The sequence below is a fragment of the Streptomyces sp. NPDC045287 genome, from assembly GCF_056432325.1.
Genome location: NZ_JBWKJG010000004.1, coordinates 253,924 through 279,199, shown reverse-complemented (window position 1 = coordinate 279,199; position 25,276 = coordinate 253,924). Strand labels below are relative to the sequence as shown.

21 protein-coding genes are annotated in these 25,276 nt (G+C 76.3%); 10 read left to right on the top strand and 11 right to left on the bottom strand.

The features are described from left to right. Positions 1-3 precede the first annotated feature (3 nt). Positions 4-477: an NUDIX hydrolase gene (locus AC07D6_RS09525; protein ID WP_479043149.1), complete on the top strand. Its 474-nt coding sequence runs from the start codon at positions 4-6 to the stop codon at positions 475-477. 78 nt (positions 478-555) lie between these two features. Further along, positions 556-1,143 carry a MarR family winged helix-turn-helix transcriptional regulator gene (locus tag AC07D6_RS09520; RefSeq protein WP_479043148.1) on the top strand — a complete coding sequence of 196 codons (588 nt, stop codon included), beginning with the start codon at positions 556-558 and terminating at the stop codon, positions 1,141-1,143. 4 nt (positions 1,144-1,147) lie between these two features. On the opposite strand, the gene AC07D6_RS09515 is transcribed toward AC07D6_RS09520, so the two are convergent. Beyond that, positions 1,148-1,930, bottom strand: a complete 783-nt coding sequence (locus AC07D6_RS09515) for a hypothetical protein (protein ID WP_479043146.1) — start codon at positions 1,928-1,930, stop codon at positions 1,148-1,150. Between the two features lie 452 nt (positions 1,931-2,382). On the opposite strand from AC07D6_RS09515, the gene AC07D6_RS09510 reads away from it, so the two are divergent. The 5 genes from AC07D6_RS09510 to AC07D6_RS09490 all read left to right on the top strand — a co-directional run bounded on the left by AC07D6_RS09510 (position 2,383) and on the right by AC07D6_RS09490 (position 8,029). Continuing rightward, a complete protein-coding gene (locus AC07D6_RS09510; RefSeq protein WP_479043145.1) occupies positions 2,383-5,226 on the top strand; it encodes a sensor histidine kinase in 2,844 nt (947 codons plus the stop codon). Next, a complete protein-coding gene (locus AC07D6_RS09505) occupies positions 5,223-5,732 on the top strand; it encodes a roadblock/LC7 domain-containing protein (protein ID WP_479043143.1) in 510 nt (169 codons plus the stop codon). Before AC07D6_RS09510 ends, AC07D6_RS09505 begins: the two co-directional genes overlap by 4 nt. Continuing rightward, positions 5,729-6,130 (top strand): DUF742 domain-containing protein, encoded by a 402-nt coding sequence (locus AC07D6_RS09500; protein ID WP_315875697.1) that lies wholly within the window; start codon positions 5,729-5,731, stop codon positions 6,128-6,130. The genes AC07D6_RS09505 and AC07D6_RS09500 overlap by 4 nt, the downstream gene beginning before the upstream one ends. Beyond that, a complete protein-coding gene (locus tag AC07D6_RS09495) occupies positions 6,111-6,725 on the top strand; it encodes a GTP-binding protein (protein ID WP_315875696.1) in 615 nt (204 codons plus the stop codon). The genes AC07D6_RS09500 and AC07D6_RS09495 overlap by 20 nt, the downstream gene beginning before the upstream one ends. 68 nt (positions 6,726-6,793) lie before the next feature. Next, entirely contained in the window at positions 6,794-8,029 is a 1,236-nt protein-coding gene (locus AC07D6_RS09490) for a styrene monooxygenase/indole monooxygenase family protein (RefSeq protein WP_315875695.1), read from the top strand. 3 nt (positions 8,030-8,032) lie between these two features. Here the strand turns inward: AC07D6_RS09490 and AC07D6_RS09485 are convergent, their stop codons facing one another. From AC07D6_RS09485 to AC07D6_RS09470, 4 genes are all read right to left on the bottom strand, one after another. Further along, on the bottom strand, positions 8,033-9,109 hold the full coding sequence (locus AC07D6_RS09485; RefSeq protein WP_479043142.1) for a C40 family peptidase: 1,077 nt from the start codon (positions 9,107-9,109) through the stop codon (positions 8,033-8,035). A gap of 175 nt (positions 9,110-9,284) precedes the next feature. Continuing rightward, positions 9,285-9,581, bottom strand: a complete 297-nt coding sequence (locus AC07D6_RS09480; RefSeq protein WP_315875693.1) for a hypothetical protein — start codon at positions 9,579-9,581, stop codon at positions 9,285-9,287. A 10-nt stretch (positions 9,582-9,591) separates the two neighbouring features. Continuing rightward, a complete protein-coding gene (locus tag AC07D6_RS09475) occupies positions 9,592-10,314 on the bottom strand; it encodes a TetR/AcrR family transcriptional regulator (RefSeq protein WP_479043141.1) in 723 nt (240 codons plus the stop codon). Positions 10,315-10,435: 121 nt separating this feature from the next. Continuing rightward, positions 10,436-11,371 carry an AurF N-oxygenase family protein gene (locus AC07D6_RS09470; protein ID WP_479043140.1) on the bottom strand — a complete coding sequence of 312 codons (936 nt, stop codon included), beginning with the start codon at positions 11,369-11,371 and terminating at the stop codon, positions 10,436-10,438. 170 nt (positions 11,372-11,541) lie between these two features. Between AC07D6_RS09470 and AC07D6_RS09465 the strand changes: the two genes are divergently transcribed. Next, positions 11,542-12,651 carry a ferritin-like domain-containing protein gene (locus AC07D6_RS09465; RefSeq protein WP_479043139.1) on the top strand — a complete coding sequence of 370 codons (1,110 nt, stop codon included), beginning with the start codon at positions 11,542-11,544 and terminating at the stop codon, positions 12,649-12,651. Positions 12,652-12,675: 24 nt separating this feature from the next. Here the strand turns inward: AC07D6_RS09465 and AC07D6_RS09460 are convergent, their stop codons facing one another. The 6 genes from AC07D6_RS09460 to AC07D6_RS09435 form a co-directional block, all read right to left on the bottom strand. Further along, the gene (locus AC07D6_RS09460; RefSeq protein WP_479043138.1) at positions 12,676-14,145 is read right to left on the bottom strand and encodes a penicillin-binding transpeptidase domain-containing protein; all 1,470 of its coding nucleotides are present in this window, start codon (positions 14,143-14,145) and stop codon (positions 12,676-12,678) included. After that, entirely contained in the window at positions 14,142-15,548 is a 1,407-nt protein-coding gene (locus AC07D6_RS09455; RefSeq protein ID WP_479043137.1) for an FtsW/RodA/SpoVE family cell cycle protein, read from the bottom strand. The genes AC07D6_RS09460 and AC07D6_RS09455 overlap by 4 nt, the downstream gene beginning before the upstream one ends. Positions 15,549-15,606: 58 nt before the next feature. Further along, positions 15,607-16,923: an ATP-binding protein gene (locus AC07D6_RS09450; protein WP_479043136.1), complete on the bottom strand. Its 1,317-nt coding sequence runs from the start codon at positions 16,921-16,923 to the stop codon at positions 15,607-15,609. After that, on the bottom strand, positions 16,920-17,783 hold the full coding sequence (locus AC07D6_RS09445) for a hypothetical protein (protein WP_315875686.1): 864 nt from the start codon (positions 17,781-17,783) through the stop codon (positions 16,920-16,922). Before AC07D6_RS09445 ends, AC07D6_RS09450 begins: the two co-directional genes overlap by 4 nt. Before the next feature lie 172 nt (positions 17,784-17,955). After that, positions 17,956-20,199 (bottom strand): HEAT repeat domain-containing protein, encoded by a 2,244-nt coding sequence (locus AC07D6_RS09440; protein WP_479043135.1) that lies wholly within the window; start codon positions 20,197-20,199, stop codon positions 17,956-17,958. Between the two features lie 506 nt (positions 20,200-20,705). Further along, entirely contained in the window at positions 20,706-21,023 is a 318-nt protein-coding gene (locus tag AC07D6_RS09435) for a trypco2 family protein (protein ID WP_315875684.1), read from the bottom strand. Positions 21,024-21,101: 78 nt separating this feature from the next. Here AC07D6_RS09435 and AC07D6_RS09430 point away from each other — a divergent pair, with 78 nt between their 5' ends. Next, positions 21,102-22,826, top strand: coding sequence for a trypsin-like peptidase domain-containing protein (locus AC07D6_RS09430; protein WP_315875683.1), 1,725 nt, complete (start codon positions 21,102-21,104; stop codon positions 22,824-22,826). Then, positions 22,823-25,168 (top strand): serine/threonine-protein kinase, encoded by a 2,346-nt coding sequence (locus tag AC07D6_RS09425; protein ID WP_479043134.1) that lies wholly within the window; start codon positions 22,823-22,825, stop codon positions 25,166-25,168. The genes AC07D6_RS09430 and AC07D6_RS09425 overlap by 4 nt, the downstream gene beginning before the upstream one ends. Positions 25,169-25,276 lie beyond the last annotated feature (108 nt).

Below are 25,276 nucleotides of genomic sequence, written 5' to 3'. Positions count from 1 at the left end.
CGGATGCGCATCCCGAGGAAAGCCGCCCGGGTCGCCGTACTCGACCGCGACGGCGCCGTGTTCATGTTCCGCTACGACAACGAGGAAGTCGGCGTCCACTGGGCGATGCCCGGCGGCGGTACCGAGCCGGGCGAGACGCCCGCCGAGGGCGCCCTGCGCGAGCTGCGCGAGGAGACCGGCTGGACCGACATCGCGGTCGGCCCCCTGCTGTGCCTGTGGGAACACGACTTCACCCGCGCCGGCGTCCCCGTCCGCCAGCACGAGCACGTCTTCCTCGCCGCCGCCCCGGCCCCCCGCCGCGACCCGTCCGACGACCTCGCCGCCGCCCGTGCCGAGGACCGGATCCTGCGCTGGCGGTGGTGGACGCCGGACGAGCTGGCCGCCGCCGACGAGCCGCTGTGGCCGCCGCGGCTCCCGGAGCTCCTCGCCGCCGTCCGCCGGGACGGTCCGCCGGCCCACCCCGCCGACCTGCGCTGACGGTTCGCCCCCTGCGGAATACTTGCCGTGCCGCGGGACACGCCGCGGTGCGGTGGTCAGGGCGCGAGGGGTGCGGACATGCGGGAAAGCGGTACGGACGGCGAACCGGGGCGCGACGGACACAGCGGACACGGCGGGCGCGGCACCGACAGCGGGCGCGACGGACGCGGAACCGACGGCGGACAGGGCGGGCGCGGCACCGACGGCGGCGCGGACCAGGCGTACCTCGCCCTCGAACGCGAACTCGCCGTCTTCCTGCGCCGCGCCCGCGCCTCCTCCGGCGAGATGGCCCGCGAGGTCCACCCCGAGCTGGAACCCGCCGCGTACGGACTGCTCGTCCGGCTCGACGAGGCGGGCGGCCAGCGGGCCACCGAACTCGCCGGGTACTTCGGCGTCGGCAAGGCCACGATGAGCCGCCAGCTACGGGCCCTGGAGGAGCTGGGCCTCATCGTCCGCGAGCCCGACCCGGCGGACGGCCGCGCCTCGCTCGTCCGCCTCACCGAGGAGGGCCGGGACCGCTTCCGCCGCGTCCGCGACGCCCGCCGCGCCCGGTACGTGCGCAAGCTCGCCGGTTGGGACCGCGCCGAGGTGGCGGAACTGGCCCGGCTGCTCCACCAGCTCAACACCCGCGCCGAGGGCCGCGACCCCGCCGGCCCGCGGCCCTAGGGGCTCACAGCTCGGCGTACACCGCCGTCGCGTCGTCGTGGCGCTTCCAGCGGCGCACCCCGCCGGCCTCCGCGTCCCGCGCCTCCAGCGCCCGGACCCGGCCGAGGAGGCCCCGCGCGCCCTCCTCCCGCAGCACGCCCAGGCAGTCCGCCCAGTCGCCCTCGCCGAACAGCTCCACCCACCGCGCCGCCCCGTCCGTCAGCGCCGCCACCGCCCGTACGGCGGACCGCGGCGTCACCCCCGTCACCGCCCGCGCCGACACCGCCGGGTCCGCGGCCGCCGTGAAGAAGCCGCCCTCCGCGTTGCGCAGCCGGTCCGTCGCCGCCAGGGAGCGCAGCACCTCGGGCGGCACGAGGTCCAGCCGGTCGTCCCGCACCGCGCGGACCTCCCCCTCGGGCGACTCCAGCAGCAGCACCGAGTCGGACAGCACCAGGTGCTCCACGACCTCCGCGTCCCAACGCGCCAGGACCACCGTCGCCTGAGGCGTGCGGACGTGAGAAAGGTCACACGAGCCGGAGTGTGCGTCCGCGGTGCGCCGGATTGCCTCCGCCAGGACCTCTCCCAGGGAGAGGTCCCGTCGCGAAGCGGACAGTTCGGTCAGTGCTCCCCCGAGGCGCGCGGTGAACCAGGGCACCGGGTGCACACAACCCACGTCCACGGACGGCGGCGTCACCCCGTCCAGGACCACCAGGGCGCCACCCCGGCCGGATGCCGGGACCGCCGTGGCGGCCCAGTCCTCGTTGGGGCGTTCGGGATCACCGGGCAGGGAGGCGGTTTCCGTGTACACGCCCCTCAGTCTGCATGACTCCTTCACCCGTGCACAGACTCAGTGAAGGAACCGTACCAGCAGGTCAGCGGCGTACGGGCGGTCTCGCGTGAGGCGTCTTCGGGTGCCTGCCGCGATGTGCGGGCGCGCATATTGCCAAAGCCCGCGCGGAAGGTCCAACCCGGGGTGCCCGCTCCTCCTCCGCGCGCGGGGCCGGAAGTTGTGAGCCAACTCCGGAGTGTTGTTCACTCGTTCGGGTGGCGGAGCGGCCGAGGGGTGCCCGCTCCCCAAAAGGGCTGGAATGGTCGGAAGCCGTGCCAGGGGTGGGAGCGCTCTCCATGTGTGACCGGTCGTCACCTCTGCTTCATGGGCGAACGAGTTCAAGAATGTGAGCACCGGTGCAGAAGCGCAGTGACACTCCCGGCGATCCCCATGTTCCGGGCGGCCGCAGCGTACGGGTACGGAGCCGGCTCGTGGCCGGCGTCGCCCTCGTCGGCATCACCGTCATCGGCGCCGGAGCGCCCGGCGTGCTCACCACCTCCGCCGACCTGACGGAGTCGCAGGGGCTCGTCACCTTCGCCGAGCTGAACCGGCAGGCGGTCACCCTCGCCCACTCCCTCGCCGACGAACGCGACGAGGTCACCGCGTACATCGCAGCCGGCCGCGGCACCGCCACGGAGGACGGCGCGGGCACGGAGAACGGCACGGACGGCGCCGGCCAGGAGGGCGGCCGTGCGAAGCCCGCCCCGTCGAACACCCACAGCGCCCGCGTCGACCGCCAGATCGAGGAGATCCGCGCCGCCGCCCCCGACGACGTGCGCCGCGCCCTCGCCGACGTGCCCTCCCTCCGCCGCACCGCCCTCACCGGAGACGGCACCGCGCTGACCGCCCACCGCGCGTACACCGAGGTCATCGACAAGCTGCGGGCCCTCGCCGCCCAGCTCGCCGACCGCACCCCCGCCCGCGCCGCCGACGGCCCCGGCCGCGCCCCCGCCGAGCTCGGCCAGGCCGTCGAACAGGCTTCCGCCACGCGTGGTCTGCTCCTCGCCGCCCTCGCCGTGCCCAGCCCCGGCGGCACCGGGCGCACCGTGTACGACCCCGTCAGCGGTCGCTACGTCACCGAGGAGGACCCGGGCGCCGAGGCCGCCGCGCGGGCCCGCGACGAGCTGAGCGCCGCCGCCCACCGGGCCCGCGTGCGCGAGCAGGTCTCCCTCGCGGACTTCGAGAGCACCGCCGACGCGGCCACCCGCGATTCGCTCGCCGCGACCGTCACCGGCCCCGAGGTCAAGGCCGCCGAGGACCACCTCGGCAAGCTCGCCGACGGCCCCCAGCTGTCCCGCGCCGAGCGGAGGACCGACCCCGAGCGGCTGTCCGACGCGCTCACCGCCCGGATCGAGCGGATGCGCGGGGTCGAGTCGGCCCTCGCCACCCGCCAGGTCGAGCGCATGGAGCGGCTCCGCGACGACGACGTCACCGCCCTGGAGCTGCGGATCGCCCTGCTGGGCGGCTGCCTGCTCGTCGCGATCGGCGTCTCCACGGCCGTCGCCCGTACGCTCACCCGCCCGCTCGCCGTGCTGCGCCTCGGCGCCGCCCGGGTCGCCGCCGCGCCGGAGAGCGAGGAGCCGGTCCGGTTCACCGGGCGCAACGACGAGTTCGCCCAGGTCGTCCGGTCCCTCAACACGCTGCACGGCAAGCTCCTGGAGCTCGGCGCCCGCGCCGCGCGGGGCGAGGAGCGGGAGGCCGCCGCCGCCGAGCTGGCCGCCCGCCACGCCGAGCTGCGCGAGGAGACCGAACGGTTGACCGCCGAGCTGGAGCGGCTGCGGCACAGCGTCCACCACACGTTCGTCAACCTGTCCCTGCGCACGCTCGGCCTCGTCGAACGGCAGCTGACCGTCATCGAGAAGCTGGAGGAGCGCGAGCAGGACCCGGAGCGGCTGTCCACGCTGTTCAAGCTGGACCACATGGCCACGGTCATGCGCCGCCACAGCGAGAACCTGCTGATCCTCGCCGGCCACGAGCACAGCCACGCCCACCAGGGGCCGGTCCCGCTGGTCGACGTGCTGCGCGCCGCGGTCAGCGAGATCGAGCGGTACGAGCGGGTCGCCATCCAGTCCCTGCCGCAGCACGCGTACGTGGCCGGGTTCGCCGCCGACGACATCAGCCACCTGCTGGCCGAGCTGCTGGAGAACGCCACGTCGTTCTCGCCGCCGGACGCGCGGGTGCAGCTCTCCGGCTGGCTGCTGGACGGCGGCGACGTGATGCTGTCCGTGCGGGACAAGGGCATCGGGATCGCCCCGGCGCGGCTCGCGGACCTCAACGCCCGTCTCGCGGACCCGGCGCTCGCCGAGGCCGCGGCGGCTCCGTCGCGGGGCGGGGCCGGGGACGGGGAGGGTGCCGCCGAGGGCGCGGGCCTCGGGCTGCGGGTGGCCGCGCTGCTGGCGGCGCGCCACGGCGTACGGGTCGAGCTGAGGGCGGAGCAGGACGGCGGGGTGGCGGCCGTGGCCGTCCTCCCGCAGGCCCTCCTGCCGGACGCGCCGCCGACGGCGGTACCCCCGGCGGTGGCCCTCGCGGAGGGGTTGCCGACGGTGTCCCTGCCGGGGTCGGTGGCGGAGGCCAACTCCAACGCGCTGCCGGCACGCAGGACGGCGGACGCGGAGGCCCCGGCCGAGGCGGCGGCCCCACCGGAGGCCGGGACCGAGGCGGGCACCGCGCCCGAGGGCACCGCGCCCGAGGACACCCCGTCCGAGGGCGTTGGCCCCCAGGGCGCCGGGCCGGATGCGGACGCCGCCCCGGCGGACCCGCCGGCCGGGCAGGACGAGTCGGCCGAACGGGACGGGTCGGCCGAGCAGGCCGAGCGGAACGAGCAAGCCGAGCAGGCCGAACGGGACGAGCAGGCTGGGGCGGCCGGGCAGGCCGGGGCGGCCGGGCAGCACGAACCGGCCGAGCACCACGCCACCGCCGGCGACGACGCGGACGCTGCCGCCGACGCCGCCGGGCCCGCCGCGCACGAGGCCACCCTCCAGGTGCGGTTGCCCGCGCCCGGCGGGGCGGGGGAGCACGCGCGGACCGCGGACGACGGGCCCGTGTGGGAGCGGGTCACCGACAAGGGCCTGCCGAAGCGGACGCCCCGGATCGTGGACGCCGGGGCCCCCCGCGCCGAGCGCACCGGCGGGGTGAACGCCGAGGAGCTGCGCCGCCGGCTCGGCGGCTTCCACCGGGGCGCCCAGGAAGGCCGGCGCGACGCTGAGGCCGAGGTCGCGGGGGTAGAAGAAGCGTCACCAGGAACGGGGGACACAGTCGAGGAGGCACACAGTTGAGTCCGACGACCGGCACCGGCACCCAAGGACTGAGCAGCGAGGCGCGCAACCTGCACTGGCTGCTGGGCAATCTCGTGGAGGAGGTGCCTGGCGTCCGGTCGGTCGCCGTGGTCTCGTCGGACGGCCTGCTCCTGCTGTCGTCCGACCCCGACGCGACGCAGGCGGACACCGGCGGTGACGCCGCCGGCCGCGCGGACCGGCCGCGCGGCCCCCGCGGCTCCAGCGCCGACCTCGCCACCATCGTCTCCGGCATCGCCAGCCTCACCGTGGGCGCCGCCCGCCTCATGGACGGCGGCGCCGTCAAGCAGACGATGGTCGCCATGGAGGAGGGCAGCGTCTTCGTCATGTCGATCAGCGACGGCTCGCTCCTCGGCGTGCACGCCGCGCCCGACTGCGACATGAGCGTCGTCGCGTACCACATGGCCCTCTTCGTGGGCCGCGCCGGGCACGTGCTCACCCCCGAGCTCCGCAGCGAGCTGCGCAAGACGATGGAGGGCGGCCGATGACGGCGCTCTCCGCCAAGCTGCCCGTGCGCGGCGAGGACCGCCGGCCCGCCCGCGTCCGCCCGTACTCGCTGACCGGCGGGCGGACCCGCTTCGGGCACGTCCTGCTCGTCGAGACGTTCGTGGCCGCGCCCGAGGCGCCCGAGGCCGCCGAGGGGCGGCCCGCCAGGCCCGGCGGGCGGCTCATGCCGGAGATGCGGGCCATCGTCCAGGTGTGCCGCCGGATGCGGACGGTCGCCGAGGTCTCCGCGCTGCTGCGGATGCCGCTGGGGGTCGTACGGGTGCTGATCAGCGACCTGGCCGACCAGGGAAAGATCCGTGTGTACGGGACCGGGCACGGCTCCGGTCAGCCCGACCGCGCGCTGCTGGAAAGGGTGCTGAGTGGACTTCGCCGTCTCTGACCTGCCGGACGAGGAGGTACCGGCACCCTGGCAGCTCGACCCGGAACGGGCCCCGATCGCGACGAAGGTCGTCGTCGCGGGCGGTTTCGGCGTGGGGAAGACGACGTTCGTCGGGTCGGTCTCCGAGATCACCCCGCTGCGCACCGAGGCCCTGATGACCCAGGCCAGCGCGGACACCGACGACCTCTCCGCGACGCCCGACAAGGTCACCACCACCGTCGCGATGGACTTCGGGCGGGTCACCCTCGACGACGACCTCGTCCTGTACCTCTTCGGCACGCCGGGCCAGCAGCGCTTCTGGTTCATGTGGGACGACCTGGTGCGGGGCGCGATCGGCGCCGTCGTCATGGCCGACACGAGGCGGCTCACCGACTGCTTCGCCGCGCTCGACTACTTCGAGAGCTGCGGCCTGCCCTACGTGGTGGCCGTCAACCACTTCGAGGGCACGCGGCGGTTCGAGGTGGAGGACGTGCGCGACGCGCTGACCGTCCCGGACGACGTACCGATCGTGATCATGGATGCGCGGGAACGTTTCACCGTCGTCGAGTCGCTGCTCGCGCTCGTCGTGCGCGCGTTGGAGAAGACCCCCGTCTAGCGCGCCCCGCGCCGCCCCCGCCCACCACGCCGACCACGGCCCACCACAAGGAAAGAGACCCCCTCCCGATGCGGAAGATACTCATCGTCGGAGCCGGCCAGTCCGGGCTCCAGCTCGCCCTCGGTCTCCAGGCGCAGGGGTACGAGGTCACCCTGATGTCGAACCGCACGGCCGACGAGATCCGCTACGGGCGCGTCATGTCCACCCAGTGCATGTTCCACACGGCCCTCCAGCACGAGCGGGACCTCGGCCTCAACTTCTGGGAGCCCCAGGCCCCGCGCATCGAGGGCCTCGGCATCTCGGTCGCCGGCCCCGACGGCACCCGCGCCGTCGACTGGGTGGGCCGGCTCGACGGCCACGCCCAGTCCGTCGACCAGCGCGTGAAGATGGCCGGCTGGATGGACACGTTCGCCCAGCGCGGCGGCCAGCTCGTCATCCACGGCGCGGCCGTGTCCGACCTGGACTACTTCTCCCGCACGTACGACCTCGTCCTCGTCGCCGCCGGCAAGGGCGAGCTGGTGTCGATGTTCGAACGGGACGCCGCCCGCTCCCCGTTCACCGAGCCGCAGCGCGCGCTCGCCGTGGCGTACGTCCACGGCCTCGGCCCGCGCCCCGAGCACCCCGAGTTCGACGCGGTCCGCTGCAACCTCGTCCCGGGGGTCGGCGAGCTGTTCGTGATGCCGACCCTCACCACCGGCGGACGCGCGGACATCCTCTTCTGGGAGGGCATCCCCGGCGGCCCGCTCGACGTGTTCCGGGGCGTCAAGGACCCGGCCGAGCACCTGGCGCTCACCCTGGAGCTGATGGAGCGCTTCACGCCCTGGGAGTACGCCCGCGCCACCAAGGTCGAGCTGACCGACGGGGGCGGCACCCTCGCCGGCCGGTACGCGCCGACCGTCCGCAAGCCCGTCGGGCGCCTCCCCGGCGGCGGCCTCGTCCTGGGCGTCGCGGACGTCGTCGTCGCCAACGACCCCATCACCGGGCAGGGCTCCAACTCCGCCGCCAAGTGCGCCGCCAGCTACCTCGCGTCGATCGTCGAGCACGGCGACCGGCCGTTCGACGAGGCGTGGATGCAGGCCGCGTTCGACCGCTACTGGGAGACCGCCCAGCACGTCACCAAGTGGACCAACGCGATGCTGGGCGTCCCGCCGGAGCACGTGCTCCAGCTGATCGGCGCGGGCGAGAAGCTCCCCGCGGTCGCCCACCGCTTCGCGAACGGCTTCAACGACCCGGCCGACTTCGAGAACTTCCTGTACGAGCCGGAGAAGACCGCCGCCTTCCTGGAGTCCGCCGCCTCTGCGTGACCCTCACGCCCCGCCGCCCCCCAGGGCCGGCGGGGCGTACGTCCTCAGGGACGGGGCGCCGGCGTCGGGCCGCACGGCGCCCAGCACCGGGTGCGCGGCGAGCGGCGACACGGCGACGGCGGCACCGGGCCGGGGCGCGTGCACGACCCGGCCGCCGCCCACGTACAGCGCCACGTGCGTGGCCTCCGGGAAGTAGACGACCAGGTCGCCGGGGCGCAGCGACCGCAGCGGGACCTTCGGCAGCGTCCGCCACTGCTCCGGGCCGGTGCGCGGCAGCGGCCGGCCCGCCGCCGCCCACGCCCGCGCGGTCAGCCCCGAGTCGTCGAAGGCCGCGGGGCCCGCCGCGCCCGCCGCGTACGGCTTGCCGAGCTGGTCGGCCGCGTACGCGACGGCCTCGGCGCCCTGCGCGGAGGGGGCGCCCTCCTCGTCCAGCGCCCCGGCGTCCAGCAGTTCGCGCTGCGCCCGGGCCGTCCGCTCGCGCTCCAGCGCGGCCAGCTCCGCGAGCCGCTCCGGCTCCAGCCCGACCAGCGCCTCCTCCACCTCCCGCAGCTTCGCCAGCGCGCCGTCCCGGGCCCGCTGCCGCGCGGCGGCCAGCGCCCGCGTGCGGTCCAGCGCCCGGCGCGCCGCCGCCGCGGCCGCGGCCACCCGCTCCTCGCCGCCCTCCAGCCGGTTCACCGTCGCCGCCTGCTCCCGGGCCAGGCGCCGCAGCACGAGAGCCTGGTCCAGGATGTGGTCCGGGTCGCCGGCGAACAACAGCCGCAGTGCCGGGGAGAGGTCGCCGCGGCCCTGGTACTGGGCGCGGGCCAGCCGCCCGGCCGCGTCCCGCGCCTTCGCCAGCGCGTCACGGGCACGCGTCAGGTCCCCGCCGAGCCGGCGCGCCTCGGCGGTCTGCGCGGCCAGCTCCTCACCGGCGGCGTTGTACGTCTCCCCGGCCGCCTCGGCGTCCCGGTAGAGCCGCTGGAGGCGGGTCAGCAACTCGGACACGGACTCGCTCTCGGCACCCGCCGGCGGCGGCACGGGCGCGCCGAGCACCAGCGACGAGGCGAGCGCGAGCACGGCCGCGCCCCTGCGGAACGTCATGCCACCACCTCCGGTCGACGGGGTGATGATGGATCATCAGACAAGGGGAAGAAACGACGAAGGGGCGAATCGGCCCAACACGGTCACCGAATCGGGGGACCGGGACCGGGACCGGGGGGAGCAGGGGCGCCCGGCGGGTCCCGGACCGGCTACGCGGACCGGCCACGCGGACCGGCTACGCGGGCCGGTCCGGCGCGTCCCGCCCCCTGTCCGGCCTGGACCAGGGCCACTTGAGCGCGCGCCGGTCGCGGCCGGCCGGCTCGTACGCGTACTTCCAGCCGCGCTGCAGCCCGAGCCGCCTCGTGTACCCGGCGGGCACGCGGCGGTACGCGTAGACCGTGGGCGGGCCGCCGTCCTCGGCGGGGACGGGGACCTCGTACCACTTCGGCGGATGCCCCGTCGGCCCGGTCAGCACCGGCAGGACGCGGCCGTCGAGGGGGCCGCCGGAGAAGGGGGTGTTCTCGGTTCGCACCCCGCCAGTCTCACAGCAGGTGCGCGGCCCCGCCCACCACGGGCGCCACCCGGCGCACCAGCGTCCCCACGGGGCCGTCCGCCTCCTCCAGCGCCAACATGCCCTCCACCACCCGCGCGGTCTGCGGGTCCGTCGCGGCGGTGGCGACCAGCAGGGCCACGAGGTGGTCGACGAGCCAGCCGCGCAGCTCCTCCAGGGGCGGGCGCTTGTCCTCGTCGAGCCAGATCAGCGACGCCGCCTCGACGGACGCGATCCAGGTCCGCACCATCAGCCGGAGCCGGGGCCCGGGCTCCGGCACGCCGAGGTGGAGGAGGATCTGCTCGGCGGCGGCCCGCCGCACCTCGTCCACGATCGCCGTCGTCCGGGACGTCTCCGCGACGCTGCCGCCCTGGAGCAGGGCGGCGAACCCGGCGTCGTGCCCGTCGACGAACGCCAGGTACCGGTCCAGGACCCGGGTGAGCCGCTCGGTGGGCGGCCCCTCGGGCGGCTCGGCGAAGCACAGCTCCAACCGGTCGGCGGCCGACCGCAGCGCGGCCTCGTACAACTGCTGCTTGCCGCCGGGGAAGTACCGGTACACGAGCGGTCGGGAGACCCCCGCCGCCTCCGCGACGTCGTCCAGCGACACGTCCTCGGGCGCCCGGTGCGCGAACAGCGACAGCGCGGCGGCGAGGAGCTGGGCCCGCCGCTCCTCGACACTGAGCCGGCGGTACGCGGGCGTGGCGGCACTGGTCATGTCCGCAGGGTAACCCCGTCGGGCGTACGGGGATCAGCGCCCCCCGTCGCGACCGCCGCCCCGCCGCCGGGTCCTGTGCCCCGCCGCGACCCGCGCGGCCCCGTCTCCCGGGGCCGTGCGCCTACGCCAGCAGGCCCGAGCTCCTCCACAGGCGGCGGCCCGCGCCTCGCAGCACGCCGATGTCGTCGAGGAAGTCCGTCAGGCGCTTGGCCCCCGTCTGCATGACCTCCCTGCGGTGGCCGCTCGCCCGCACCTGGGCGACGGCCTCGCGGCGGTCGAGGCCGACGTTCTCGTACACCCGCGGGTTGACGAAGCAGACCGAGAAGACGCGGGCCGCCTCGCCGCAGCTCAGCCGGGTCAGCTCCTGCTCCCAGCGCGGCGCCGTGACCATCTGGCGGCGCAGCTCCTCGCGCGCGTAGCGGACGTGCCGGGCCTCCTCGACCACGTGGATGCGGGTCACGCCGCGCACCAGGGTCTGGATGCGCTCGTCCGGGAAGGTGAGCCGCTGCATCCAGTCGAGGATCTCCTCGCCCAGCAGCGTCGCCGCGAACGAGCCCGGCGTCGTGGACACGGTCTTCAGGACCCGCGCCATGTTGTGGTAGACGCGGGGCACCGGGTAGGCCGGGGCGCCGCCCTTCTCGATGAGCCGGGCGAACATCATGGAGTGGCGGCACTCGTCGGCTATCTCCGTGAGCGCGTACCGGACGTGATTGCTGGTCACCGACTTGTCGTAGATGTGCCGGACCAGGAGCTGCATCAAGATGATCTCGAACCAGATGCCCAGCGACGCGAGCGACGCCGCCTCGTGCCGGGCGAGGTCCATCCGCTGCTCCTCGGACATCTTCCGCCACAGCGGCGTGTCGTAGAGGGAGACCAGCTCCGGCGGCCAGAACCACTTGCCGTCCTCGAACGGCGCGTCCCAGTCGAGCTCGGTGTCGGGGTCGAAGGAGTGCTTGGCGGAGGATTCCAGCAGCCGCGCGGCGACCTGCTCGCGGTCCCGGAGCGGGCCCAGCGCGTCGCGCAGCAGGCGCAGATCGGGTTCGGACACGGTCGTCATGGTCTCGGCCACCTCGCAGTCGGCTTCGGGGTCTGCGGTCGCACCCTTATGAGACTGCCTGTCAGTAAACCCGTCAATCCCTTCGGCGCGACTTGTTGACCCGGCGTCTAGCAGGATGGAACCTGCCCCTCGAAGGACCCCTACCCGCAACGACGCGAAGGAGCCCGTCCGTGTCGACGCTCGACCTGTACGCCAGCGATCCGGGAGCCGCGCACTGGCAGGTCCCCGCCTCGGGAGCCGCCCGCTTCTCCTGGGAGTACGACGAGGGGCGCGACCGCCTCCTCGCCCTCTACCAGAAGGGCAAGGACAAGCAGTGGGACGGCGCCCGGCGCATCGACTGGGACCTGGAGGTCGACCCGTACGACCCCCTCGGCACCCCCGACGAGGCCATGACCGTCCACGGCACCCGCCACTGGGCGAAGATGACGGAGAAGGACCGGGGCGACCTGCGCCGCCACTACGCGGCCTGGCAGTTCAGCCAGTTCCTCCACGGCGAGCAGGGCGCCATGATCTGCGCGGCCCGCATCATCGAGGCCGTCCCCGACATGGACGCCAAGTTCTACTCCGCCACCCAGGCGATGGACGAGGCCCGGCACGCCGAGATCTACACCCGCTTCCTCCACGAGAAGATCGGGATGCTCTACCCGATCAACGACGACCTCCGGTCGCTGCTCGGCGACACCCTCCGCGACTCCCGCTGGGACATGCCGTACCTCGGCATGCAGGTCCTCATCGAGGGCCTGGCCCTCGCCGCCTTCGGCATGATCCGCGACACGACGGACAAGCCGCTGCCCCGGCAGATCCTCGCGTACGTGATGCAGGACGAGGCGCGGCACGTGGCGTTCGGCCGGATGGCCCTGCGCGACTACTACCGGCAGTTGACCGACGCCGAACTGCGCGAGCGCGAGGAGTTCGTCATCGAGGGCTGCCACCTGATGCGCGACCGGCTGCGGGGCGTCGAGGTGCTGGAGAACTTCGGCATCCCCAAGCGGGAGGCCGAGGAGATGTCGGAGCGCTCGGAGTTCCTCCAGCTCTTCCGCAAGCTGCTGTTCAGCCGGATCGTGCCGTGCGTCAAGGACATCGGCCTGTGGGGCGAACGGTTGCAGAGGGCCTACCTCGACATGGGCGTCTTCGACCTGGGCGACTCCAACCTCGACCTGCTGATGGCCCAGGACGAGGAGGTCGCCGAGCGGCTGGACGCCGAGCGGTTCGCCGCGGAGGAGGCACGGCGCGTCGCCGAGGTCGCGGACGCCGTCGCGGAGGGCGCGGCGGAGGGGTGAGCGCCGGGGCGGCCCGCGCCCGCGTCAGCCCGCCCGCTCCAGCGCCAGCGCCGACTCCATCACGGCGCGGGCGATCGGGGCCGCGCTCCCGCCGCCGCTGATCTCCTCGCGCCGCGCCGCCGCGTCCTCCACGACCACCGCCACCGCGACGGCCGGGCGGGCCGCGTCGGCCGCGCGGGCCCAGCCGATGAACCACGCGTACGGCGTGCCCCCGTTGCCCACGCCGTGCTGCGCGGTGCCGGTCTTGCCGCCGACCTCCGCGCCCTCGATGCCCGCGTTGCCGCCCGAGCCCCGCTCGACCACGTCGACCATCAGCTCCCGCAGCGTCCGTGCCGTCGACGGCGTCATCGCCCGGGAGTACGTGTGCCGGGGCGTCCGCTCGACGAGTCCGCCGGAGGCCGTGGTCGTCGACTCGACCAGGTGGGGGCGGGCCAGCTCCCCGCCGTTCGCGACCGCCGCCGCGACCATCGCCATCTGCAGCGGCGTCGCCCGCGTGTCGTACTGGCCGATCGCCGACAGCGCCAGCCGGTCCGGGGACATGTCCGTGTCGATGTTGGACCGCGCCACGCGCGACGGGATGCGCAGGTCCGGGTCGTTGAAGCCGAACGCGCGGGCCGTCTCCACCATCCGGGACGGGCCGACCTCGACGCCGAGCCGGGCCAGCACCGTGTTGCACGACCAGCGGATCGCGTACGCCAGGGACGCGTCGGCGCAGCCGTTCGCCCCGTTCGGCAGCAGCGTGCGCGTGCCGGGCAGCGGGTACGGGTCGGGGGTGCCGGTCGGCGCGTGCACGTCCGTGACGACACGGGCGTCCAGCGCCGCCGCCGCGGTCACGATCTTGAAGGTGGAGCCGGGCGGATACGTCTCCCGCAGCGCCCGGTTCAGCATCGGCCGGTCCGGCGCCGTGTTGAGCCGCGCCCACGCCGTGGCCGCCTCGCTGCCCGTGCCGGACAGCACGCCGGGGTCGTACGACGGGCTGGACACCAGGGCCAGGACGCGTCCGCTGGACGGCTCCAGCGCGACGACCGCGCCGCGCCGCCCCGCCAGGCCCCGGTACGCGGCCTGCTGGAGGGCGGACCTGACGGTCGTGGCGACGTGGCCGCCGGGCCGGCGGCCGGGGCCGAGGCCGCTCCACGGGGGGAGCGGGGAGAGGCGCGGGCTGGTGCCGGACAGGACGGCGTCCTCGGCGTCCTCCAGGAACGTCGTGCCGTACGTCTGCGAGGCGTGGCCGGTGACCGGCGCGTACAGGGGGCCGTCGGTGTACGTGCGCTCGTACCGCAGGAACTGGCCGGTGTCCTTCGAGCCGGTGACCGGACGGCCCTCGACGAGGATGTCGCCGCGCGGCTCGGCGTACCGGGACAGCACGGTGCGGCGGTTGGCCGGGTTGCCGTCGAGCCGGTCCGCCTGGAAGACCTGGACGCGCGCCGCGTTGACCAGCAGGGCCACGAGGAGGACCAGGCACAGGGCCGCGGCGCGGCGGATGTACGTCGTCACCGGGCGCCCTCCCGCGCGGGCCGCGCCGGCGCGGCGGCCGCGCCCGGTCCGCCGTCGGGGTCGGGGTCGCCGCCGGGGTCGGGGGCGCGGGCGGAGTCGCTGACGCGGACCAGCAGCGCCACCATGATCCAGTTGGTGACGACGGACGAGCCGCCCTGCGCGAGGAACGGCATCGCCATCCCGGTCAGCGGGATCAGCCCCATCACCCCGCCCGCGATGACGAAGACCTGGAGCGCCAGGATCGACGCCAGCCCGGTCGCCAGCAGCCGGCCGAACGGGTCGCGCAGCGCGAGCCCGGAGCGGTAGCCGCGCGCGACGAGCAGCGCGTACAGCAGGAACAGCGCGGTCAGGCCGGTGAGGCCCAACTCCTCACCGGCCGTGGCGAGGATGAAGTCCGACTTGGCGGCGAAGCCGATGAGCACGGAGTGGCCGAGGCCCAGGCCGGCGCCGAACAGCCCGCCCGCCGCGAAGGCGAACAGCGACTGCGCCAACTGCCCCGGCCCCCGGCCCGCCTCGATCGACGCGAACGGGCGCAGCCAGTCCTCCACCCGCCCGTGGACGTGCGGTTCGAACGCGCCCACGGTGAAGGCCCCCACCCCGGCCAGCAGCAGCCCGACCACGATCCAGCCGGTCCGCCCCGTCGCCACGTACAGCAGGATCACGAACAGGCCGAAGAACAGCAGCGACGTGCCGAGGTCCCGCTCCAGGACCAGCACGCCCACGCTGATCAGCCACACCGCGGCGATCGGCCCCAGCACCCGGCCGGCCGGCAGCCGCACGCGCCACAGCGTGCGGCCCGTGTGCGCGAGCGCGGCGCGGTTCGCCGCCAGGTACGCGGCGAAGAACACCGCGAGCAGGATCTTGGCGAACTCGCCCGGCTGGAAGGACAGCCCGCCGGCCCGGATCCAGATCCGCGCCCCGTTCACGGCGGGGAAGAAGATCGGCACGATCAGCAGGACGAGCGCGACGGCCACCGACAGGTACGCGTACCGCTGGAGCAGCCGGTGGTCGCGCAGGCACACGACCACGGCCGCGAACAGCGCCACGCCGAGCGCCGACCACACGAGCTGCGTGGGGGCCGCCCGGTCGGCGGGGGTCTCCAGGTCGAGGCGGTAGATGAGGACGAGGCCGAGGCCGTTCAGCAGGACCGCGATGGGCAGCAGCAGCGGATCGGCGCACGGGGCGCCGAACCGCACCGCCAGGTGGCCCGTCAGCGCCAGCAGGCCGAGACCGAGCCCGTACCCGGCGACGTCGTGCGGCACGGCGCCGCTGTGGCCGAGGCCCACACCGGCGTAGCCGTACACGGAGCACAGCACGGCGCAGCACAGCAGCGAGAACTCCACCCCGCGCCGCCGGGGGAGACGCACCCGGGGCGGCAGGGGGTCCGTCATCGCTGCGGTCATGCCCCGCAACGTAGCAAGCCGTGAGTGATATGTCCCTTATGTAACACTGCGCGCGCCGTCACGAGGGCTCCTCGCCGTCCTCCGCCGTGAGGTCCGCGTACTCCGGGAGCGTGAGCCGGGCCTCCGCGCCGCCGTCCGGCGCGTTCGCGAACACCAGCTCGGCGCCGACCGCCGACGCCTGGCCGCGCGCGATGGTCAGCCCCAGCCCGTGCCCCTTGCTCCCGCCCTCCGTGCGGAACCGCTGCGGCCCGTGCTCCAGCAGGTACGCCGGATACCCCTCGCCGTGGTCGCGGACCGTCACCACCGGCCCGTCGACGGTCAGTTCGACCGGCGGCCGGCCGTGCCCGTGCGCGTTGGCCAGGAGGTTGCCGAGGACCCGCTCCAGACGCCGCCTGTCGGTCTCGACCCGCGCGTCGCGGACGATCCGCACCCGGGCCGGGGCACCCGACGCGAGCACCACCCGCTCGGCCAGCGGCCCCAGCGCGTACACGTCCAGGTCCACCCGCTCGCCGCCCGTGTCGAGGCGCGAGATCTCCAGCAGGTCCTCCGTCAGCGCCCGCAGGGCCCGCACCCGGTCCCGCACCAGCTCCGACGGCCGGCCCGGCGGCAGCAGATCGGCCGCCGCCGACAGCCCCGTCAGCGGCGTCCGCAGCTCGTGCGCCACGTCCGCCGTGAACCGCCGCTCGCTCAGCAGCTTGCCCTGGAGCGAGGACGCCATCGTGTCCAGCGCGCCCGACACCGCGGCGACCTCGTCCTGCGGCCGCGAGGGGTCCTTCGTACGGGGGTCGTCGACCCGCGCGTCCAGATCGCCCGCGCTGATCCGCCGCGCCACCCGCGCCGTCAGGTGCAGCCGCCGCGTCACCCGCGTCACCGCGAACGACCCGACCAGCAGCGTCGCCCCGATCGCCAGCACCGACGACCCGAGGATCGCCCGGTCCAGGCCGCTGATGGTGCGCGCGCCCAGCGAGTAGTCCACGCGGACGGCCAGCGCCCGCCCGTCCGCCGGGCCCGCCGCCCACATCGTCGGCCGCCCCTCGTGGTCGGCGACCACCGTGCCCCGGCTGCCGCGCGCCGCCAGGTCCCGCAGCGGGGGCGGCAGGCCGACCGGGTCGACACCGGCGGACGGCGGCAGCGGCTCCCCCGCCTCGTACGCGCGCGTCACGTCCGCCAGCCGGGCCAGCGCCTTCTCCCGGGACGCGTCCACGGTCTGCCGCGTCACCGACACGTGCACCAGCACGCCCAGCAGCGCCGCCAGCGCACAGCACATGAGCGTGATGAAGACGGCCGCCTTCCACGTCAGCGTCGCCGTCCACGCGGGGCGGCGCGGCACGCCCCGCGCCCGCCGCCGGCCCGGGCGCGCACGGACGGCGCTCACCGGGCCGCCGTCCCCGGCGCCGTCCCGGCGCCCGCCCCGGGTCCGGCGCCCGCGTCCGGCTCGGCGCCCGCGTCCGTCCCGGTGTCCGCCTCCGGCCCGGCATCGGCGCCCGCGTCCGACCTCCGTCCCGTCTCCGGCGCCGGCGCCGGGAGCGGTCCCGGGCGGGGCGGCGTCGGCTTGACCCGTACGATCTCGTCCCGCGCCGGCAGCATCGTCCGCTGCTGCGCGTCCCACGACCACGCCGTGCGGTACTCGTAGCCCGGAATGCCCGCCGAGACCGCCCGCAGGACCAGGTCCCGGCCCGCCAGCTCCACGCTGACCAACTGCTCGACCGTCGACATGACCCGGGTCAGCCCGCCGTTCTCCGGCAGGTAGCAGCGCACCGCCACCCGCCCGTCCGCCGTCCGGATCCCGACGATCAGCTCCTCCTCGCCGTCCCCCGTCAGATCCCGGTGGTACGGGGTGAGGACCGGGCACGCCTCCGGCTCCGCACCGCACCGCTCCACGGCCCGCGCGGTCGCGTCGTCCACGCCGTCCGCACCGCCGTACCGGTCCGGGCCCGCCGCCAGCTCGGCGCGCACCACCGCCACCGGGTCGACCCGGCGCACGCCGCCGGCCGGCACCCGGACACCCGGCACCCGCCGCGTCTCGCCCTCCCCGTGGTCGGCCGGCGGCGCCGTCACCGGCGGCAGGTCCGGCCACAGCCGGACCGGGCCCACGGCGGTCGGGGTGGCGCCCGCGCTCCGCAGTTCCCCCGCGTTCCCGCACGCCGCCAGCGGGAGGAGCAGCGCGGCGGCCGCGACGGGCGGCACCAGGCGGGCCGCGCGGCGCACGGCGAGGCGGTGGCGGTGCGGGGACACGGTCTTCGGTGCTCCTGGGGTCGGTGGCGCTGCGCAGGCCCTACGACGTCCAGGACGCCCGCCCCGGACGGGCCGCCGCCACCCTAGGAGGCGCGCGTTGCGGCGACCCCTCGATGGTGTAACAGCCGGCCCACACCCGCCCCGCGGCGGGCCCGCGGCACCGGAACCCGGGTCACTCCGCCGGGACGCCCAGGGCGCGGCGGCACAGGGAGAGCAGCCGCTCGTCCTCGTGGACGTCGTGGTCGCCGGTCACCCCGGCCGACACGTTGTGCCGCCGCGTACGGGCGAGTTCGCCGCGCAGTAACGGCGCGGCCTCCGGCGCCAGCCGGTCCACCGGGCCCAGTTCGGCGAGGCACTCCGCGATCTCCACGCGCGTGTGCCGGTTCTCCCGCCACGCCGCCAGCAGCACCGGCAGTGCCTCCCCGGGGTCGCCGGACACCCGGCACAGCGCCGTCCCCGCGTCGACGCGCAGCCACACGTCCGGCGCCGTCAGGCACGCCCGCAGCTCCGGCGCCGCCGCCCCGGCCGACCCGCCGAACGCGCCGACCGCCCACGCCGCCGACCGCCGCCCGTGCGCGTCGGGCGCCCGCAGCAGCGCCCGCAGCCTCGGCAGGACCGCCCCGGCGTCGCCCTCCACCGCCCACAGCGCCCGCGCCGCCGCCGTCACCGTCCCGGCGGAGGCGTCGTCCAGCAGGACCCGCACGTCCGCCGCCGCCTCCCGCGCGGCCGGGCCGAACGCCGCGACCGCCCGCAGCGCCGACTCCAGCACCCACTCGCGGCGGAACGCCGGCGCCCCGCGCAGCACCCGCAGCACCTCCGGCAGCGCCTCCACCGCCCGCAGCTTCGCCAGCGCCAGCAGCAGCGGCCCCGCCTGCTCGCCCAGCTCGTCGTCGAGCGGCAGCGCGCCCAACCGGCGGCGCAGCAGCGGCACCAGCGGACCGCCCGCCTCCGCCAGGCACGGGATCGCGTACAGCAGCCTGCCGTCCGGCTCCGGCTGTTCCAGCGCCCGGGCCAGCGCCGGCACCGCCCGCGCGTCCCCCGCCCGGGTCAGCGCCAGCAGCGCGCTCGCCGTGCCGGGCCGGCCGCCCACCCACTCGGGCGCCCACGGCGCCGGGTCCGCGGCCACCCGCGCCGCCAGGTCGTCCGCGGCGGGCGCCGCCAGTGAGAACAGCCCCTCCAGCCAGCTCGCGGCAGCCGCCCGCAGCCTCGGCTCCGGGTCGCGCAGCTGCGCCCCGACGAGCCGCACCACCCCCTCGTACGCACCGCGCCACGTGCGCACGAGGCTGCCGCACATCCACACCGCGTCGGTCCGCTGGGCGCTGTCGGGACTGCGCAACTGGGCGGTGATCAGGGCGATGCGGTCGTCGACCCGGTCGTCGAGGGCGCCGTGCAGCGTGCGGAGCAGGTCGTCCGCCCACGCCGCGCCGCACCCCGCCCGCTGCTCCTCGCGCGCCTCCCGCACCGGGCCGACGAGCGTCGGGGCGGCGGGCCGCGACTCGGCCGGCTCCACCGGTGGCACGGAGTGCACGGGATTCGCCGGCGCCTGCGCCTCCCGCATCCCCGGCCCGGTCCAGGAGTTGGCCGAATCCCACAGGGTCGAAGGGGCGTTGGGGCCCCCGGGCCCCGCGCCGCCACCCGTTCCCGACCCCCCGCCGGGGCCGCCGCCGGGCGCGCGGCCGGGCCGGCGCAGCTCCGCCAGCAGACCGGTCACGGTCGGCACGACGTCACGGGGCAGCCGTCCCGGCGCGCACCGGGCGAGCTGCGCCAGCGCGGCCAGCCGCAGCGCGGGGTCCTGGGCGGCGCCGGACAGCCAGGACAGCCAGGCCGCGGTCTCCTCGCGCAGGGACTCGTACCGCAGGGCGATCCTGCCGACCGCCTCGACCAGCGCGAGCCGCACCTCCGTGTCCTGCTCGACGGTGAGCCGCTCCCGCAGCAGGTCCAGCACGCGCACCGGGTCGCCGTGCAGGGAGGCCAGCGCCCCGGGGACCGCGAGCCGCACCTCCCGGTCCTCGTCGCCGACCAGCGCCAGGAACACGTCCGCGCCGGCGGCCACGGCCGCGGCGGCCATGGCGTAGTTGGCGGCGTCCTCGAACTCCTCGTCCTCCGGGTCGAGCTCCTGCAGCTCGTCGTCGCCGGACAGGTCGATGCCGCCGATGCTGGCGAGCAGCTCCACGACGCAGCCCCGGTCCTGGACGTCCGGGCGGGCCACGAGCTCCAGCAGGAACGGGATGCACGCCAGCGTCGAGTCGTAGACGTCGCCCTGGTGGTGCACCGTTCCGTACATCCCGTCCAGCGCCCGCTCGCGCTCCGCCGGGTCGTCGGACGCCAGCCCGTGCAGCAGCGCGGGCACGTCGTCGGCCGGGCCGTAGGCATGACCCAGCGAGGCCCAGTCGACCTCGTCGATCCCCGTGAACATGCCTTCCCTCCCCGTGAACCCTGCACTTGGGGGCAATAGTGCACCACACCGTGGACGCCGATGCCCCGGCAATCGGACACACCACGGACACGCCTCGGACATGTCTTCGCGCCCCCGTTCCCCGTCCCCCGCCCGCCCGGCCCCCGGCCGTTCCCGCGGGTTCCGGGGCGGGCGGCGCGCGTGGCGCGGGCCGTGCGGACCGGCCCGCCGAGGAGCACGGGGGCACGGGCCGCAGGGGTGGTACGGGCGTACGGGCGTACGGGCGTACGGGGATCGAGCCCCGGGTCGGGCCGCGGGCGGGGCGGCGCGCCGGACGGCCGGACCACCGGACCGCCGGGCCGCCGGACCGGCGCGGGGCGGGACGGGGCGGCGGAACCTGCACGCCGTGCCACTCCCGGACCGGGAGGCGGCGGACCCGGGCCGCCGGTCCGGCGGCGACCCCGGGGAGCGGCGCCCGAGCGGCCCGGGCCGCCCCGCGAGGCCCGCGCCGACGCGGGCGGCGGCCGTCAGCGCGCGGCGGGAGGCGGTGGCGTGCCCCGGCCGACCCGGACGCGTCCGCCCTCGTACTCGGGAACCAGCTCCACCTGCACCTGATGGGTGGTCTGACGGTCCACCTGGCCGCCCAGTTCGGCCGTCACCACGCCGATGCGCACCCCGCCGCGGCCCGAACCGGAGCGGTGCACCTGCACCGTGAACTCCAGGTTCACCTTCTCCACGGTGAATCCCAGAGCGCGGCCCTCCGCGTCGTCCCGGGCCTTCTCCAACTCCCCGCGGATCTGCCGCACCACCTCGGCCAGCCCCACGAAGCCCTGTTCGTCCGCCATTGCGCAACCCCCGCGGTCGTCGGTTCGCCGATCGCCAAGTATGGGGCAGAAGGGGCCTCGCGCGTATAGTTCCGGACCATGGTGGCCGACGGGGGTATCAGCGCCGATCCTTCTTCGAAGACCCCGCCGTGGGCGGTCCGCGTCCGGTGGGGGAACGGCGAGATCGCGGGCGCCGGCGTCCTGCTGAGCCCCGACCGGGTCCTCACCTGCGCCCACGTGGTCACCCCCGGCGCGCACGTCACCGCCGAGTTCGTCGGCGCGCCCGGCCTCCACGTCCCCGCCGTCACCGCCTGGGTCGACGAGGACGCGTACGTCCCCGAGACCCGCGACGCGGACGGCGACCCCAGCGGCGACGTGGCCCTCCTCCGGCTCGAACACCCCAGGCCCGCCCACGAGCCGGTCTTCCTCCACCGGCTCTCCGCGCCGAACCGCGCGGTCCGCATGTACGGCTTCCCGTACGAGCACAACGGCGGCATCTGGTTCCGCGCCACCATCATCGGCGGCTGCGGACGCGACGGGCAGGTCCAGCTCGGCCCGCAGACCCCCGGCGAACTGGCCAGCCCCGGCTGCAGCGGCGCCGGCGTCGTCGACGACCTGACCGGCGAGGTCATCGGCATCGTCCTCACCGGCATGCGCGACCGGCACGGCAACTCGTTCTCGTTCATGAGCCCCGCCGAGACCATCGTCCGGCACCTGCCGCAGGTCGCCGCGTGGACCCGCGGCCGCACCGCCGTCGACGACCGGCTCCGCTCCCGCACCGGCGGCGAGCCGCCCGTACCGGCCCTCGACGAGCCGTTCGCGCAGCGCCTCGCCGCCTGGCTCCGGGGCGACGGGGAGCAGGTGAAGATCAGCCTCGTACGCCCCGGGGACCACGCCCGCGCCGCGACCCTGCGCCGCGCCATCACCCTCGCCGACCGCGAGTTACGCACCACCGCGTCCGTCGACCGGGCCTCCCTCGACCCGCCCGGCACCGTCCCGTCCGCGGGCGGCCACGACCTGGCCCTCGACGCCACCGGCAGCACCGCCGCCGAGACGGCCGAGCGCGTCGCGGAGCGCATGGGCCTCTGGCAGCACCCCGCCGACCCCGCCGTCGAGCGGATCAGGGCCGGCGGCGTCGCCCTCACCCTCGTCGTCGTCGGCGTCGACCGGGCCGTCGACCCGCCCGCCCTCCTCGACCTCCTCGCCGTCCTCCGGGAGCGCGGCAGCCGCCTCCTCCTCGTCTTCCGGGAGGCCGGCGCCTGCTACGAACGGGCCCGGGCCGACCTGGTCGTCCGGCCCGCCCAGGAGCGCCGCGCCCACCTCGTCGCCCGGCTCCGGGAGATCACCGGGCCGCTCGCCGCGTCCCTCGGCGACGCCATGGCCACCGTGCGGGCCGACGACCCCGAAGCCGTCCACGACGCCCTCTACCGGGCCGGCGGCGCCCTGCACATCCTCACCGGCGCCGAGCGGCCCGCCGCGCTCGACGGGGCACCCGACCTGGCCGTGTTCGAACGGCTCACCGACCGGCTGAGCGCCCGCCTCCACGCCGCCGCCCGCCGCCTCGACGCCCTGTGCCGCCGCCGCGGCGAACTCGCCGGACGCCTCGACGGCTACCACGCCCTCCACCAGAGCCTCACCGAAGGCGCCGAGGACCTGGAGGCCGACACCCTCCGCCGGCGCGCCCACCAACTGCTGCGCGCCCGGCCCTGCGACGTGCGCGCCGCCGAGGAGGCCGTCGACGCGTACGTCCGCCTCGTCGAGCGCGCCGACCGCGCCGGACACGAGCGGAACCGGCGGGAGCGGGGAGGTGCCGCGCCGTCATGACGCCACCCGCCCCCACCCCCTGCGCCCGGGCCGGCTGCACCGGCACGCTCATGGCCACCGGCTTCTGCGACACCTGCCACCGTCTGCCCCCGGCCCCGGCCCCGGCCCCTTCCCCGACCGTCATGACCGTCCCCGACCCGGCCGTCCCGGGGCCCACCGATCCCACCCCCGCCGCCCCGGGGCCCGCAGCCCCGCGCCCGGCGGCCACCGGGCCGGCCCCGCTCGACCGGGACGGCCTCGTCCTCCTCCCGCACATCGAGGCCCCCGACCCCGGCGTCGCCGCCACCACCACCGCCCGCCCGCCCACCGGCGGCCGCCGCTGCGGCTTCGAGAACTGCGCCGGCACCATCGGCATCGGCTACGACGGCGGCCCCGCCCCCGACCACGGCTTCTGCCCCGAGTGCGGCCGGCCGTACTCGTTCGAGCCCCGCCTGCGCCCCGGCGACACCGTCGGCGGCCACTACCGCGTCCTGGGCTACCTCGCGGCCGGCGGCCTCGGCTGGGTCTACCTCGCCGAGGACACCGAGGTCCCCGACCACCTCGTCGTCCTCAAGGGCCTCATCAACACCAGGGACGCCGTCGCCCGCCGCTCCGCCGTCGAGGAGCGCCGCTCCCTCACCACGCTCCACCACCGGGACATCGTCCGGATCATCACGTACGTCCAGCACCAGGCGCCCGGCGACGACGAGCCGACCGGCTACATCGTCATGGAGTACATCGCCGGCCGCTCCCTCGCCTGGATCCGCTACGCCTCCGACGAGGAGCTGACGGAGGTCTTCGGCCGGCCCTTCGGGATCGACCACGTCCTCACGTACGGCTGCAAGATCCTCGGCGCGCTGGAGTACCTCCACGACCAGGGCCTGCTGTACTGCGACATGAAGCCCGACAACGTCATCCACTACGGCCGCGACATCAAGGTCATCGACCTCGGCGCCATCCGCCGCGTCGACGACCGCGCCTCCGGCCTCGTCTACACCCGTGACTACGCGCCGCCGAAGCGGGAGCGCGACCGGCGCGGCTTCCACGTCGACACCGACCTGTACACCGTCGGCCGCACCCTCCAGGCGCTCGCCACCCGCGCCGCCCCCGCCTCCGGGCTCGCCGCCCGCTCCTTCGAGGCGCTCGTCCGCCGCGCCACCCACCCCGAGCCGGCCGCCCGGTTCGCCTCGGCCGCCGAGATGTCCCGCCAGCTCTGGGAGGTGCTGCGCGAACACCAGGCCCTGACCTGGCACGAGCCGTACCCCGAGCGCTCCACCCGGTTCGCGCCCACCGGGGCGCTGTTCGGCGCCGCCCTCGGCACGGTCCCGGACCTCGGCCACTGGGCCGGCGCCGCCCCGGACGGCCCCCGCCCCCTCCCCGTACGGGCGCCGGACCCGCAGGAGGCCGCGCGGGGCCTGCCCGTCCCGATCCCCGACCCGGACGACCCGGCCGCCGTCCTCCTCGGCGGGCTCGCCGCCCGCAGCCCCGGGCGCGTCGCCGAACAGGCCGCGCACGACCCGGCGTTCGGCACCGTCGAGACCGCGCTGTGGCTGTGCCGCGCGTACGCGGACCGGGGCGCGCACGGCGAGGCCGAGCGGTGGCTGGGCGCCGCCGGGCGGCTGGGCGCGGGCGAGTACGACTGGCGGCTCTCCTGGCACCGCGGGCTGCTGCGCCTGGCGGAGGGCCAGGTGCGGGCGGCGGAGGAGGAGTTCGCCGCCGTGTACGCGTCGCTGCCCGGCGAGTGGGCGCCCAAGCTGGCGCTCGGCTACTGCGCCGAGTACCTCGACGCCGACGAGCGGCGGACGCGGGACTACTACGAGGCGGTCTGGCAGCGCGACCGCACGCAGGGCAGCGCGGCGTTCGGGCTGGTACGGGTCCACCTGCGGCGCGGCGACCGGCGGGGGGCCGTCGCCGTCCTGGACGGGGTGCCCACCACCTCCCGCCACCACGACGCGGCCCGCGTCGCCGCCGTCCGCGTGCTCGCCGGCCGGCTGCCGGGCGGCGGCCCCACCGCGGCGGACCTGCGCGAGGCCGCCGCGCGGCTCGCGGACCCGGCCCGTACCGGCGAGGACGGCGCGGCCCGGGACCGCCTCGTCACCGAGGTGCGGGAGGCCGCGCTCGCCTGCCGGCCGCCCGGCGGGTGGGGGGACGGCTTCCCCGCGGGAGAGGTGCTCGGCCCGGAGGACAGCGTCCCGGCGCTGAGCGGCCTGCTCTCCCGCTCCCTGCGGGCCCTGGCCGACCAGGCGCGCGACGGCGACCTGCGCGGCGACCTGCTGGACCGGTCGTACGCGGTCCTCCCGCCGCCGCGCCTGCGGCTCGTACCGGCGGGGCGGCGGGAGGAGCGGAGGAGGGGACGGGGCTGAGGGACGGGTCCGGGAGCACGACGCGACGGGGGAGACGGGCACGGGGAGCCGGCGGGCCCGGGACGCGCAAGGGCGCGAGGAGCCGGCGAGCGCGGCGGGGACGGACGG

Excerpts from the sequence above, each read along its gene's own strand:
- AC07D6_RS09525 (WP_479043149.1), top strand. The coding sequence starts at position 4 with ATGCGCATCCCGAGGAAAGCCGCCCGGGTCGCCGTACTCGACCGCGAC.
- AC07D6_RS09520 (WP_479043148.1), top strand. The coding sequence starts at position 556 with ATGCGGGAAAGCGGTACGGACGGCGAACCGGGGCGCGACGGACACAGC.
- AC07D6_RS09500 (WP_315875697.1), top strand. The coding sequence starts at position 5,729 with ATGACGGCGCTCTCCGCCAAGCTGCCCGTGCGCGGCGAGGACCGCCGG.
- AC07D6_RS09490 (WP_315875695.1), top strand. The coding sequence starts at position 6,794 with ATGCGGAAGATACTCATCGTCGGAGCCGGCCAGTCCGGGCTCCAGCTC.
- AC07D6_RS09485 (WP_479043142.1), bottom strand. The coding sequence starts at position 9,109 with ATGACGTTCCGCAGGGGCGCGGCCGTGCTCGCGCTCGCCTCGTCGCTG.
- AC07D6_RS09475 (WP_479043141.1), bottom strand. The coding sequence starts at position 10,314 with ATGACCAGTGCCGCCACGCCCGCGTACCGCCGGCTCAGTGTCGAGGAG.
- AC07D6_RS09470 (WP_479043140.1), bottom strand. The coding sequence starts at position 11,371 with ATGACGACCGTGTCCGAACCCGATCTGCGCCTGCTGCGCGACGCGCTG.
- AC07D6_RS09455 (WP_479043137.1), bottom strand. The coding sequence starts at position 15,548 with ATGACCGCAGCGATGACGGACCCCCTGCCGCCCCGGGTGCGTCTCCCC.
- AC07D6_RS09440 (WP_479043135.1), bottom strand. The coding sequence starts at position 20,199 with ATGTTCACGGGGATCGACGAGGTCGACTGGGCCTCGCTGGGTCATGCC.
- AC07D6_RS09435 (WP_315875684.1), bottom strand. The coding sequence starts at position 21,023 with ATGGCGGACGAACAGGGCTTCGTGGGGCTGGCCGAGGTGGTGCGGCAG.
- AC07D6_RS09430 (WP_315875683.1), top strand. The coding sequence starts at position 21,102 with ATGGTGGCCGACGGGGGTATCAGCGCCGATCCTTCTTCGAAGACCCCG.
- AC07D6_RS09425 (WP_479043134.1), top strand. The coding sequence starts at position 22,823 with ATGACGCCACCCGCCCCCACCCCCTGCGCCCGGGCCGGCTGCACCGGC.